9 protein-coding genes are annotated in these 13,015 nt (G+C 72.6%); 2 read left to right on the top strand and 7 right to left on the bottom strand.

Translation table 11 applies throughout. The annotated features are described in order from the left end of the window. Window positions 1-3: 3 nt before the first annotated feature. From ACNAW0_RS21965 to ACNAW0_RS21935, 7 genes are all read right to left on the bottom strand, one after another. Window positions 4-1,626, bottom strand: a complete 1,623-nt coding sequence (locus ACNAW0_RS21965; protein ID WP_416289834.1) for a serine/threonine-protein kinase — start codon at window positions 1,624-1,626, stop codon at window positions 4-6. Between the two features lie 70 nt (window positions 1,627-1,696). Then, window positions 1,697-3,247: a fused MFS/spermidine synthase gene (locus ACNAW0_RS21960; RefSeq protein ID WP_416289833.1), complete on the bottom strand. Its 1,551-nt coding sequence runs from the start codon at window positions 3,245-3,247 to the stop codon at window positions 1,697-1,699. Between the two features lie 35 nt (window positions 3,248-3,282). Continuing rightward, window positions 3,283-4,308 (bottom strand): coiled-coil domain-containing protein, encoded by a 1,026-nt coding sequence (locus ACNAW0_RS21955; protein ID WP_416289832.1) that lies wholly within the window; start codon window positions 4,306-4,308, stop codon window positions 3,283-3,285. A gap of 204 nt (window positions 4,309-4,512) precedes the next feature. Then, entirely contained in the window at window positions 4,513-5,319 is an 807-nt protein-coding gene (locus ACNAW0_RS21950) for an inositol monophosphatase family protein (protein ID WP_416289831.1), read from the bottom strand. Further along, window positions 5,312-5,764 carry a response regulator gene (locus ACNAW0_RS21945; protein ID WP_416289830.1) on the bottom strand — a complete coding sequence of 151 codons (453 nt, stop codon included), beginning with the start codon at window positions 5,762-5,764 and terminating at the stop codon, window positions 5,312-5,314. The genes ACNAW0_RS21950 and ACNAW0_RS21945 overlap by 8 nt, the downstream gene beginning before the upstream one ends. Then, on the bottom strand, window positions 5,761-7,500 hold the full coding sequence (locus ACNAW0_RS21940; protein WP_416289829.1) for a sensor histidine kinase: 1,740 nt from the start codon (window positions 7,498-7,500) through the stop codon (window positions 5,761-5,763). The genes ACNAW0_RS21945 and ACNAW0_RS21940 overlap by 4 nt, the downstream gene beginning before the upstream one ends. A 26-nt stretch (window positions 7,501-7,526) precedes the next feature. Beyond that, window positions 7,527-8,717 (bottom strand): PP2C family protein-serine/threonine phosphatase, encoded by a 1,191-nt coding sequence (locus ACNAW0_RS21935; protein WP_416289861.1) that lies wholly within the window; start codon window positions 8,715-8,717, stop codon window positions 7,527-7,529. Window positions 8,718-8,936: 219 nt separating this feature from the next. On the opposite strand from ACNAW0_RS21935, the gene ACNAW0_RS21930 reads away from it, so the two are divergent. Together ACNAW0_RS21930 and ACNAW0_RS21925 are read left to right on the top strand one after the other, a co-directional pair. Further along, entirely contained in the window at window positions 8,937-11,318 is a 2,382-nt protein-coding gene (locus tag ACNAW0_RS21930) for a M28 family peptidase (RefSeq protein WP_416289828.1), read from the top strand. Between the two features lie 398 nt (window positions 11,319-11,716). Beyond that, window positions 11,717-12,754, top strand: coding sequence for an NlpC/P60 family protein (locus ACNAW0_RS21925; protein WP_416289827.1), 1,038 nt, complete (start codon window positions 11,717-11,719; stop codon window positions 12,752-12,754). Window positions 12,755-13,015: the final 261 nt, after the last annotated feature.

Below are 13,015 nucleotides of genomic sequence, written 5' to 3'. Positions count from 1 at the left end.
GCGTCACTTCTGCTTGCCCTTACCCTTGCCGGGCTTCTCCGGCGGCTTCGGCTTCTTCGGCTTCTCTGGCTTCTCTGGCTTGACCCGGCCGCCACCGCTCTTCGCCGTGGTGCTCTTCGCCGGTGCCTTGGTCACCGCTGCCCTGGGCGTCGGGGCGGTGGTCGGCGCCGAACCGGCCACCCCGGACACCTGCACGCCGCAGGTGCTTTCACCGACCTTGAACTCGACCGGCAGTGGGTTGCCGCCGGTGTAGTAGCCGGTCAACGAGACCTTCTTCGACGCTCCGGGAGCCAGCGCGGCGTCCGTGGCCGGCGCCTCAAGCACCACGGTCCGCCCCTGCTGGCGTACCGCGGGCTGGGCCTCGGTGACCGTCTGCCGGCCGGGGAACGTGAAGCTCATCGTCCAGTCACGCAGCTCCAGGCCACCGGTGTTGGTGAGGGTCAGGTCAGCGGTGAAGTCCTTGCCGGAGTCGCGGCGCAGCGCGTAGTCCACCGCACAGGGCGCCGGCTGCGGCAGCCCCATCCGGGCCTCGGTCGGCCCGACGCCGCCACTGGCCGGGCTCCTCGAGGTCACCCCCCACATCACGGCGGTCACCGCGACCAGTCCGGCGGCGGCCACCCCGGCCTCCACCCGGCGCCGCCGGACAGCGGCCCGGCGGGTACGGGTACGCAGGGCGGAGAAGGGCAACGCGTCGGTCTCCGTCGACCAGGGCAGGATGGTGGTCCCGGCGTTCTCCACCAGCGCCGGGTCGAACCGGCCGAGTGCCGGGGAGACCGGCATGATCGCCGCGATCCCGGCCGCGTCGGCGAGCGTACGGGCCGCCTCGGCGGTCGCGGGGCGGTCCCCGGGGCGCTTCGCGAGGCAGCACTGGACCAGCGCCTCGACCTCGTCGGGAAGCCCGGCCACCGGGGGCATCGGGTCCGGGTCGCGGTACATGTGCGCCCGGAGCATCTCGGTGGTGGTGCCGGCCTGCCAGGGCAGCCGCCCGGTGAGCATCCGGTACAGCAGCAGGCCGACCGCGTACACATCGGTGGCCGGGGAAACCTGGCCGTCGTCCAGCCGCTCCGGCGCCAGGTAGGCGGGGGTGCCGAGCAGGGCGCCGTCCGGGCCCTTGTCGCTCTCCCCCACCAGCGCCGAGATGCCGAAGTCGACCACCTTCACCCCTGTCGGGGTGAGCATGACATTGCCCGGGGTGACATCCCGGTGGACCACTCCCCGGGCGTGCGCGGTGGCCAGCGCCGACGCCACCTCCGCGCCGATGGCCACCGCCTCCCGCCAGGGCAGCCGCCCGCCACGGCCGAGCCGGCTGCTCAGCGGGCCGCCGTCGACCAGCTCCATCACCACGTACGGCACGGTCAGCCCGGCCTGCTCGGATTCGCCGTAGTCGTACACATTGGTGATGTTGGGGTGGCAGAGCCGGGCGGCGGCCTGCGCCTCGACCCGGATCCGGTGCCGGAACGCCTTGTCGCTGGCGAGCCGCGAGGCGAGCACCTTGACCGCCACCTGGCGGCCGAGCACCTCGTCGTAGCCGCGCCAGACCACCGACATGCCGCCCGCACCGAGCTGCTCGATCAGCCGGTACCGCTCACCCAGCAGCTGTGCGCCGCTCCTGGCCGATGCACCCATGGTCGGTGCTTTTGCCCGCCGCCGGCCGCCGTACACCTCCTGGGCGGGAGTCGGCCAGAAAGTCACCCTTTCAGGTGGCCGCCAGCAGTTGGTCCACCGGGGCGTAGTCGTCGGTGAGCACCAGCGCGTCCCCGACGAACTCGGTCAGTTCCGCGTCATGCAGCAGGACGGCCGACTCGGGCAGCAGGCCCAGCCGGTCCTGGACCCCGGCCAGCGGAAGCGGCGCGTCCGAGGCGACGATCAGGAAGTTCGCACTGTGCTGCCCGGCGATCGCGCCCGGCGGGGCGATCAGCGCGACGTGCCGGAACTCGGCCTTGACGGTGGCCAACTCGGCCCGGATGAAACGGTCCGGCGGCATGTCGATGACGTTCTGCACGTAGATCCCGCCCGGCCGGAGCACCCGGCGGATCTCCGCGGCCATCTCCCGGGTGGCCAGGTGCCAGGGCACGACCAGGTGGCCGAAGGCGTCGCCGACGATGAAGTCACGGCTGTCGGTGGGCTCGGCGCCGAGCAGCACCCGGGCGTCACCGACCTTGGCGCGCAGCCGCGGCCCGGTGCGCACGCCCAGCTCCCGCCGGTCCAGGTCGACCAGCCCGCCGTCGATCTCGAAGACCAGGTTGTCGGTGTCGGGGCGGGTGGCGGTGAGGTAGCGCGGCATGGTGAAACCGCCGCCGCCCAGGTGCAGGGCGTCCAGCCGCTGCCGCGGCGGCGCGGCGACGTCCGCCACCAGGCCGATCCACTGGGTGTACGCGTATTTCAGGTGCGTCGGGTCGGCGAGGTTGACGTACGAGTGCTGCGCCGAGTTGAGGTAGAGGTAGCGGCCCTCGGTCCACTGCGGGTCCGTCTCCACCTTCGCGCAGTGGTACGCCGTCTCCACGTCGCACGGGTTCGGGGCGACCGCGGAGAGTCCCGCCGCGGCCAGGCCGACCACCGCCAGGGCGGCCTTGCCCCGGGCCGGACCGGGCAGCCCGGTCCCCGCCCGCCGCCGCAGGTACGCCCCGAGCGCCAGCCCGGTCACGCCCAGCACCGCCGCCAGCCCCAGCACGATCACCGTGCTGGGCAGCGCCGCCACCAGCACGAAGCCGGTGACGAGGGTGGCCGTGATGCCGCCCAGGGTGCCGATGCCGGAGAGCCGCCCGACCACCTGCCCGGTCCGGCGCAGGTCGGCGAGCTGGAGCTTGACCACCAGCGGGGTGATCGCGGCGAGCAGCCCCGCCGGCACCAGCACCGCCAACGCGGTCAGCAGCAGCACCGCGCTCGTCGCGCCGCCGCGCAGCGCCTCGCCGGCGTACCGGACGACGGGGAGGGTGACCGCGGTGGCGATGCCGGCCAGCACCAGGGCCGGGGCGAGCAGACCCTGCGGGTCCCGCCGGTCGGCCAGCCACCCGCCCATCCACGCCCCGTACGCGATCGCGCCCAGCGCCATGCCGATGACCGAGCTGGTGACCTGGAGGGTCACCCCGACGTACGGGCCGACCAGCCGGAGCGAGACGGTCTCCAGCACCAGCACGGCCCCGCTGGAGAGGAAGACCAGGAACGCGGCCAGCCCGTTCGGCAGGGCCCGCGGGGCCCACGCGCTCGGTGCCGGTTCCACCACGACGTCGGACGATGTGCTGCTCACCGTCGCGATGCTACGCAACCAGCACGGTAGGCGGATCAATACATGGAGACATGAACATGGTTTGTGTGGTCGGCGGCCGGGCTGCCGCCGCCGCTGTACGAACGCCAGCCAGTGTTCGGCATCCAGATCTGCCGATACCAGATCACGTACATGACACCGAGCTTGCTCGCGTTGTTCTTGAGGTAGCTGGCGAGGCTGTCCCCGTACGCCTTGTCGCCGCCGGTGGCCGAGCGGTCCTCGAAGCCGCCGGTGGCTGCGGCGAAGTCGCACGCCCGCCCCTTCGGGTGCTCGCCGCCGCCACCACTGCGGTGGCAGGAGACGTACCGCTTGTAGCCGGCCGCCTTGGCCTGCTGGAGCATGTGCAACGTGCGTGGAGTGATGCAACCGTCGGCCGGCGTCGGGTCGTTCACCGAGCAGGACTCCGACGGCCACGAGCCATCGGAGTTGCGCGGGGCGGGCTTGGCCGACCCGGAGCCGCCGCTGAAGCCGGCGCCGCTGCCCGAGCTGACCTTGGCCAACGCGATCTCGGCGTCCCGCTTCTTCTTCGCCAGGATCGCGAGTTGCTTCCGCTGCTCGCGGACTTCCGTGTCGATGGCCACCTTGGCCCGGCCGGCCTCGGCCTTCGCCTCGTTCAGGTCGCGCAGCCGCTTGTTGTCCCGCTGGGCCATCACGTCCAGCTCGGCCGCACGCTGGAGGAACGAGTTCGGGTCGGAGCTGGCCAGCAGCGCCGACACCGGGGTCAGCCGGCCCAGCCGGTACGACTGCGCGGCCACCTCGCCCACCTGCGCGGTCAGCTCGACCAGGCGCAGCTCGAGCTGCTTGAGCTGCCCGGTCAGGGCGGACTGCCGGCGCTTCGAGTTGTCGAGCCGCGCCTTGGCCTCGATGTGACCCTTCGCCGCCGCTTCGAGGGCCTCCCGCAGTTGCTTGCTGCCACCCTCGTTCGGAGCGTTCGGGGGTGCGGCGAGGGCGGGCCTGGAGGGGGCGAGGCCGGCGCCGAGCAGCAGGGCCGCCGCGGCGAGCAGGGCGAGCAGCGGCCGGCGGATGAGCCTGGTCCTGGGCACGAGAGCGTCCTTCCGTCGACCGCCGGCCCCCGGTTGACCCCTACGCGGCGGCGGCTCCGCCGGCCCCGGACGGCGGCCTGCTGGCGAAGACCGCCGGTCACGATACCGGACCACGCGCGCCACGCCAGGCCCCCGAACTCGGCCGGCACCGATCTTCGACGCAGCGTGCCAGGCCCGTCGCGGAACGCGAGCCGGAGGGCCGGCTCAACCCTCCAGCAGCGCCGCCCGGACCTCGTCCCAGATCTCCGGGCTGGACGCGACCAGCAGGCCCCGGTCGTCGGCCGGATGGTAGTCGGTCCCGTCGAAGCGGCGGGCCACCCCGCCCGCCTCCCGTACGAGCAGGGTCCCGGGCGCGTGGTCCCAGGGCAGGGTGTGCCAGAAGAGAACGAACTGCTGCGCGCCGGTCAGCATGTCCAGGTACTCCCGGCCGGCGCAGTGCTGGCCGGGCAGCAGCTCACCGATCCGCCGGCCGCCCGCCTCCACGGTCCGCCGGATCTCCGGCGGCAGGAACCGGGAGTTCACGACGCCCCGCAGCGCGCCCACCTCCGGCACCGGCCCGGTGGTGCGTACCGTGGTTTCGTCCAGCCGGGTGCCGGCGCCGGCGCGGCACGCCGCCATGGTCGCGTCCAGTGGGTCGTACACCCAGGAGGCCACCGGCTCACCGTCGGTCAGCAGCGCCGTCATCAGGGCGAACGGCCGCCGGCCGGCGGCGAAGTTGGCGGTGCCGTCGACCGGGTCGACCAGCCACACATCGCCGGTGCCGCGCAGATGCCGCAGCAGATCCGGATCCTCGGCGACCGCCTCCTCGCCGACCACCACGGAGCCGGGGCGCAGCCGGCGCAGCCCGGCGGAGATCAGTTCCTCCGCCCGCCGGTCGGCGACGGTGACCACCTCGCCCGGGGCCTTCTCGGAGATGTCGGCGTCGTCGAGCCGGCGGAACATCGGCACCACGACGTCCGCCGCAACCTCCCGCAGCAGCGCGCCGACGTCATCCAGCAGCGGATCAGCCACGTGGCGGCAGCTTGACCACGCTGACGAAGAACTCGTCGATCTGACGGACCACGGAGATGAAGCGTTCGAAGTCCACCGGCTTGGTCACGTACGCGTTGGCGTGCAACTGGTAGCTGCGCAGGATGTCCTCGTCGGCCTGCGAGGTGGTGAGCACCACGACCGGGATCAGGCAGAGCTCCTCGTCCTTCTTGATCTCCGCCAGCACCTCCCGGCCGTCCCGGCGGGGCAGGTTGAGGTCGAGCAGGATCAGGTCGGGGGTGACCGCGTCCGCGTACTGGCCCTCGCGGCGCAGGTAGGCGAGCGCCTCGGCACCGTCCGAGACCACCGTGAGGCGGTTGCGGAGCTTGTGCTCCTCGAACGCCTCCTGGGTCATCAGCACGTCGCCCGGGTCGTCCTCGACCAGCAGGACCTCGATCGGGCTCTTACCGTCCGCCGGCACGGTCATCCCACAGTCTCCTTCATGCCACCCGTTGTACCGCCTCGGGTGGTCCCCTCGGGCATCTCCTCCCGCACCGCGCCGTCCGGCTGCCGACCGACGGGCGCCGCCGCACCGTCCCCGGTCGCCGCCGCGTCCCCGGTCGACTCCTCACCGGCCGCCGGCTCGCCATCGTCCACGGCCCGCGACGCCGCGACGTCCTCCGACAGCGCGGGCAGGGTGAACCGGATCGCGGTGCCCTCCTCGGTGCCGGTGTCCACCCAGACCCGGCCGCCGTGATACTCCACGATCTTCTTGACGATGGCCAGCCCGATGCCCGTGCCCGGGTACGCGTCCCTGGAGTGCAGCCGCTGGAAGATGACGAAGATCTTGTCGGCGAACTCCGGCTCGATCCCGATGCCGTTGTCCCGGCAGGTGATCTCCCACTCGTCGTCGACCAGCCGGGCCGACACGTGCACCCTGGACGGCACGTCCGGCCGGCGGAACTTGATCGAGTTGTTGACCAGGTTGGCCAGCAGGTTGGTCAGCAGCGCCTCCTCACCGCGGATCACCGGCAGCTGGTCCCAGGTCAGCTCGGCGTCGGCGTACTGGCGGGCGGCCTCGGTCTGCGCGGCCACGTCACCCATCACCTTGTCCAGGCCGAACTCGGTGAAGCCGGTGGTGAGGCGGCCGATCCGGGAGAACGCCAGCAGGTCGTTGATCAACCGCTGCATCCGCTGCGCGCCGTCGACGGCGAACGCGATGTACTGGTCGGCACGCTGGTCGAGCTGGCCCGCGTACCGCCGCTGGAGGAGCTGGCAGAAGCTGGCCACCTTGCGCAGCGGCTCCTGCAGGTCGTGGGAGGCGACGTAGGCGAACTGCTCCAGGTCACGGTTGGAGCGGGTCAGCTCCTCGGCCTGCTTCTGCAGCTGGTTGTTGACCCACTCGATACGCTCCCGGGCCTGGCGTACCTCCTCCAGGTCCTCGGCGATCTTCTGCCGCATGCCGTCGATGTCGTCGGCGAGCCGGCGAAGCTCGGGCGGCCCGGAGCCCTCGATGTGATGCAGGTAGTCGCCGGCGGCGACCTCGCGCACCTGGCCGACGAGGGCGGCCACCGGCCGGAACAGCATCCGGTCCAGGGAGAGCAGCATGACCGCGCCGGCCACCGCCACGACCGTGGCGGCGGCGATCAGCAGCACCACCAACACGTTGCTGGTCTCTTTGACCCGACCGGCGGCCTGCTGCCCGACGATGAGGATCTCGTTCTGAAGCGTGTCGATCGAGTCCCGGACGTCGTCGAACTGCTGCCGGGTCTGGTCGGTGATCAGCGCCTGCCCGGCCTCCGGGCCGCTGCGTTCGGTCGTGCTGATCACCGGCAGGGCGACCTTCGCCCGCCACTGCGCCGCACGCTCCTCGACGACCATCAGCGCGCGCAGCATGTCCGGGTAGTCGCCGGCCAGGTCGCGCATCGAGGCGACGGTGTCCCGCTCCCGCTCCAGGCCCGTCTTGTACGGGGCGAGGTCCTTGCGGTCGCCGTTCACCGCGTACCCGCGGACGCTGGTCTCCTGGTCGAGCAGGGCGCTCAGCAACTCCTGGCCCTGCACGCGCAGCGGACCGCTCTTGACCAGGACCGCCTCGACGTTCTGTCGGTTCTTCTCGGCAACCAGCGCCTCGGCCGTCGCCAGCCCGAGCAGCAGCACCAGGACCACGGTGAGCAGCGCGGCCACCCGGTGCCGCAGGGTCCAGCCCGGCCAACCCGCGTTCACCGGCCACCGCCCTGGCCGATCCGCTTTCACCGGCCACCACCCCGGCTGATCAGCAGCGTCGCCACGTCGTCGGCGAGCGGGCCACCGTTCATCTGCTCGGCCCGGCCAACCAGCCAGGCCGGCAGTTCGGCCAGCGGCACCGCCTGGCTGGCCGGGTCGGCGAGCAGGCCGGTGAGCCCGGGCACGTCGAGCCGGTCGTCACCGGTGCCCACCCGGCCCTCGATCAGGCCGTCGGTGTACATCAGCAGGGACCAGTCGTCGGTGTCGAACTCCAGTTCGAAGGCCGCCGGCCGGCGCGGTCGTACGCCGAGCAGCCGGCCACCCTTGGCGGGCACCGGGGCGACCTGACCGCCACTGAGCAGCAGCGGCGGCGGATGACCGGCGAGTCGCACGGTGGCCCGGCCGGCCGCCAGGTCGAGGCGGATGGTCGCCACCGTGGCGAAGATCTCCTGAAGCCGGCGCTCGCTCATCAGCACCTGTTCCAGGGCGGGCAGCACCTCGTCGTCCGGCACCCCGGCCAGGATCAGCGCCCGCCAGGCGACTCGCAGTTCGACGCCGAGGGCGGCCTCGTCCACGCCGTGGCCGCAGACGTCACCGACGATCAGGTCGATCCGGTCCGGCCGGGTCTGCACCACGTCGTAGAAGTCGCCGCCGATCAGGGCGGCGTGCCGGCCGGGACGGTAGAAGGTGTGCACCGACACCTGGTCGCTGGTCATCAGCGGCTGCGGCAGCAGGCCCCGCTCCAGGCGGGCGGACTCGGCCTGGCGCAGCTCCACCTCGCGCAGCCGGCGGGTGTTCTCGTCGGCCCGCTTGCGTTCCACCGCATAGCGCAGGGCGCGGGCCAGCAGGACCCCATCGACCTGGCCCTTGACCAGGTAGTCCTGGGCGCCCTCGGCGACCGCGACGACGCCCAGGTGCTCGTCGGTGCGGCCGGTGAGTACGCAGACCGCGGCCCCGCTGGCCATCTCCAGCGCCCGGCGCAGCCCGTCCAGGCCCTGTGCGTCGGGCAAGCCCAGGTCGAGCAGGACGCAGTCGACCCCCGCCACCCGCTGCCGGGCCTCGCTGAGACTGGTGGCGACCAGTAGCTCGATCATCGCATTGGTCTCGGCGAGCAGCTCGCCGACCAGGAAGGCGTCGCCCTCGTCGTCCTCAACCAGCAGCACCCGCAGCCGCTCGCCGGGCGGCAGGTTGGTGGCGTGCGCGATGCCACCCGGCACGGCGGCCCGGGGCACAACGGGCCGACCGGCCACGTCGGGCCCCCGGTGCGGCCGGGCCACCGCCGCGAGACGCGGGAGTTCGCTGGTGATGTCGGATTCCTTTCGAGCGTCCTGCCGATCCTGTATCAGACAACAGTCGCACACAACATGCTCAGGGGCGGCGCACGGGCCTGTTCAGGTGCAGGATGGTGCCACCCCGACCACCCCGAGGAGCTCCGAGTGGGCGTACCCCCGGCCCGCCCCGCCGACCGCGCGCTGGCCCGGCCGCGCCGCCGGCTGCCCGCCGCCGTCGGCGCGCTCGCCGCGCTGCTCGCGGTCGGCGCGGGCGTCCTGGTCGACCTGGCCACCCCGGCGCCGCGCCCCGCCGACGCACCGAGGGAGCAGTTCAGCGCCGAGCGGGCGTACCAAAATGTCAAGGTCATCGCGGCCCGGCCGCACGTGGCCGGCAGTGTGTCCAACGACCAGGTCCGGGAGCACGTCGTGGGTGTGCTGCGCGGGCTCGGCCTGGAGACCGAGGTGCAGGACACCGTCGCCCCGGAGGCCGGGCAGCTCAGCGGGGCCGCCGGCGGGGCGACCCTGGCCCGCGTACGCAACGTGGTGGCCCGGCTGCCCGGCACCGATTCGGCCGGGCGGGTCTTCCTGGTGGCCCACTACGACTCGGTGCAGTCCGGGCCGGGCGGCAACGACGACGCCGCCGGTACCGCCAGCATTCTGGAGGTGGCCCGGGCGCTCACCGCCGGTCCGCGCCCGCGCAACGACGTCGTCTTCGTGCTCACCGACGCCGAGGAGGCGTGCCTGTGCGGCGCCTCCGGGTTCGCCGCGAGCCACCCGCTGGCCCGGGACGGCGGGGTGGTGCTCAACCTGGAGGCGCGGGGCAGCACCGGCCCGGTGATCATGTTCGAGACGTCCCGGAACAACGCGAAGCTGGTGGACGTCTTCGGCCGGGCCGCCCCGCACCCGGTCGGCACGTCGTTCGCCGTGGAGATCTACCGGGCCCTGCCGAACGACACCGACTTCACCGCCTTCCTGGGCCACGACTTCGTCGGCCTGAACTCGGCGTACATCGACGGGGGCGCGGTCTACCACACGCCACTGGACGTCCCGGCGGCGATGGACCGGGGCAGCCTGCAGATGCACGGCGACAACGCGCTCGGCCTGGCCCGCGAGTTCGGCCGGACCGACCTGACGAAGCTCGGTTCCAGCCACGACGCCACCTACTTCCCGGTGCCGGGCGGCCTGGTCCGCTACCCCGGCTGGCTCACCCTGCCGCTGGCGCTGGCCGCCCTGGTCACGGTCGGCCTGCTCGGCTGGCTGCTGGTCCGGCGCGGCCGGGCCACCGCCGGCCGGCTCACCGCCGGCGTCGGGCTGGCCCTGGTGCCGATCGTGGTTGCCCCGCTGGGCGCGTGGCTGCTCTGGACCGCGATCACCGCGGTCCGCCCCGGGTACGCCGAGCTGCTCGACCCGTACCGGCCGGTCTGGTACCGGCTCGCCGTGGTGGCGCTCGCCGCCGCGGTCCTCTTCACCTGGTACGCGCTGACCCGCCGCCGGGTCGGCCCGGCCGCCCTCGCCTTCGGCGGGCTGGCCTGGCTGGCCCTGTTCGGGGTGCTGCTCGTCGCTGACATGCCCGGTGGGGCATACCTGACCAGCCTGCCCGCCCTGGCCGGCGCGCTCGCCGGGCTGGCGGCGCTGGCCACCCGGCTGGACGGCCCGTGGCCGGTGGTCGCGGTGGCCCTGGCCGGCGCGGTGGCCGTGGTGGTCCTGCTGCCCACCGTGGTGCTGCTCTTCCCGGCGCTCGGCATGGCGATGGGCGGGGTGGCCGCGCTATTCGCGGTGCTGCTCGGGCTGGCCGCGCTGCCGGTGGTCGACCTGCTGCACCCGCAGGCCGGCGGCCAGCGCGGCCTGGCGGCGCTGCGGGCCCGCCGGCTGGGCACGCTGCCGACCGCCGCAGCCGGGCTCGCCGCCGTGGTGCTCGCCGGGGTCGGCCTGGCCGTGGACCGCTTCGACGCCGCCCACCCCGTGCCCACCCACCTGATGTACGCCTTGGACGCGGACACCGGGAAGGCGCAGTGGCTCAGCCGCGAGGACGACCCGCAGCCCTGGACCGACGGCTACGTGAGCGGCACGGTCGACGTGTCGAACAAGTTCCCCGGCCTTGGCGACGGTGAGCTGCGTGCCGGCCCCGCCCCGCGGGCGAACCTGCCTGCCCCGAAGGTCGAGGTGCTCTCCGACACCGAGACGGCCAACGGGAACCGGCGGATCCGGGTACGGGTGGTGCCGCAACGGCCGGTCCGCCTGCTCTCGCTGCACCTCAACGGCGACGCGCTGGGCAGTGCGGGGCTGCTTGCGGCGACCGTCGCCGGGCAACCGGTCGACCTCGACGGCGTGCGGGCATCGGGGTTCATCTTCCATGCGCCGCCGTCAGAGGGGGTCGAGTTCGACCTGACCTTCGACGCCAGCGGCAACGAGCTGCGGCTGCGGGCGATGGACGCCAGCGACGGCCTGGCCGGCATCCCCGGCTTCCGCCCCCGCCCGCCCGACGTGGGCATCGTCGGCTCGCACAGCTCCGAGATGCTCGCGGTGGCCCAGACATACCCGCTGTGACCCCCCTTTGTAGGAAATACGAGGTCAGCGCCACGCCGATACAGACTGTGCCCGGCTGACAGCAAGGCGAATTGGGCGCTAGCGCTGCCTTGATTTGTTCAGGTCGCCTTCCCTAGGGTCGGTCAGCGTCCGTCCCGGTCCCACCCTTGAGGCCCGGGACGGTAACCGCCGAATCGCCGGGCGTAATCAAGCGTCCGCCAGGCGAGCCGGGCACCACTGCTCCATTTGGGTGCAACAGCGGTAGGGCGCCTGCCACGCCCAACCGCCAGCGAACCCGGCAAGCGGCCAAGGTGGCTACACCAAGGCCGCCTCGGCCCGAGTGGAAGGAGCCCAACCCGGTGGTACCCCTGCCTGCACGGTCGGCCCGATCACGTGTGCTCACCCGGATCCTCGCCGCCGTGACCGCGGCCGTCATCGCCATCCTGCCGGCGGCCAACGCGCACGCCACCCCCCCGTCGGCCGCCGAGGTGCAGAAGCAGATCGACACGGCCTGGGAGAAGCTCGAACCGGTGATCGAGCAGTTCAACAAGGTCCGCGCCGAACTGGCGGTGAACAAGAAGAAATCCGCCGAACTGACCGGGAAGATCGAGCCGCTTGGTAAGACGGTGGACCTCACCAGGGGCCGCGTCCAGGAGATCGCCATCCGCTACTACAAGGGTGGCTCGGTCTCCACGGCCAACGCACTGCTGTCACAAGGCTCGCCGACGGCGTTGGCGGACAACCTGACGATGTTGGACCGCCTGGCAAACTCGGAACAGCGACAGATCACCTCCCTGTCCAGCCAGCAGGCGACGTACAACGCCGAGAAGCAGGCGATCGACACGCTGATCGCGCGACAGGAGCGCCAGCAGGCCGACCTCGCCGCCAAGAAGAAGACGATCGACGCGGAAATCAAGCGGCTACAGGCGATGCAGCAGCAGCTCGCCGCAGCCGAGGCGGACGCCGCCGCCAAGGCAGCGGCCGCCAAGGCCGCCGCTGCCAAGGCCGCGGCCGACGCCCGCGCCGCCGCCACCGCGTCCAGCACGGCGCCGATCAAGTCGACCAGCTCGCTGTTCATCGGAGGCCAGTGCCCGGCCGTCGCGATCAGCGGCCGTGCCGGCATCGCGGCGAAGGTCGCCTGCCTTCAGATCGGCAAGCCGTACGTGTGGGCTGCCAACGGCCCGGGCTCCTTCGACTGCTCCGGGCTGACCCAGTACGCCTGGAAGGCAGGGGGAGTGAGCCTGACCCACTACACGGGCGCCCAGTGGAACGAGGGCGCGCCGGTGAGCAAGGCCAACCTCCGTACGGGCGACCTCGTCTTCTTCTACTCCGACCTGCATCACATGGGCATGTACGTAGGCAACGGACTGGTCGTCCACGCCCCGCACACCGGTGACGTGGTTCGGATGGAGAGGCTGTCGAACATGGCCTACGCCGGCGCTCGCCGCCCCGGCTGAGGCGGGGTGGGAGCCTTGCCGGGAAAGCGTCTCTGATTAGCTTAGCGATCCTGGGTCGGAATCAGTTTCCGGGATCGTTTCCCACCGTGGTGGGGAGGCGTGGGCGTGGAGATGGAATCCTGCGCCCAGTGCTGCTCCTCGTGGCTGGTGGCCGGTGGTGGGTGTGCTGATCGTGGTCACGTTCTGGTGCCGGTGTGCTGCGCGGGGCAGCTTCCGGTCCGTTGGCGCGTGTCCCTCCGGACGCTTGCCCGCCTGACCGTC

This window comes from Micromonospora sp. SL1-18 (assembly GCF_047921505.1).
Lineage (GTDB): Bacteria > Actinomycetota > Actinomycetes > Mycobacteriales > Micromonosporaceae > Micromonospora.
The sequence above is the reverse complement of the archived record's forward strand: the minus strand, read 5'-3'. Positions and strand labels throughout refer to the sequence as shown.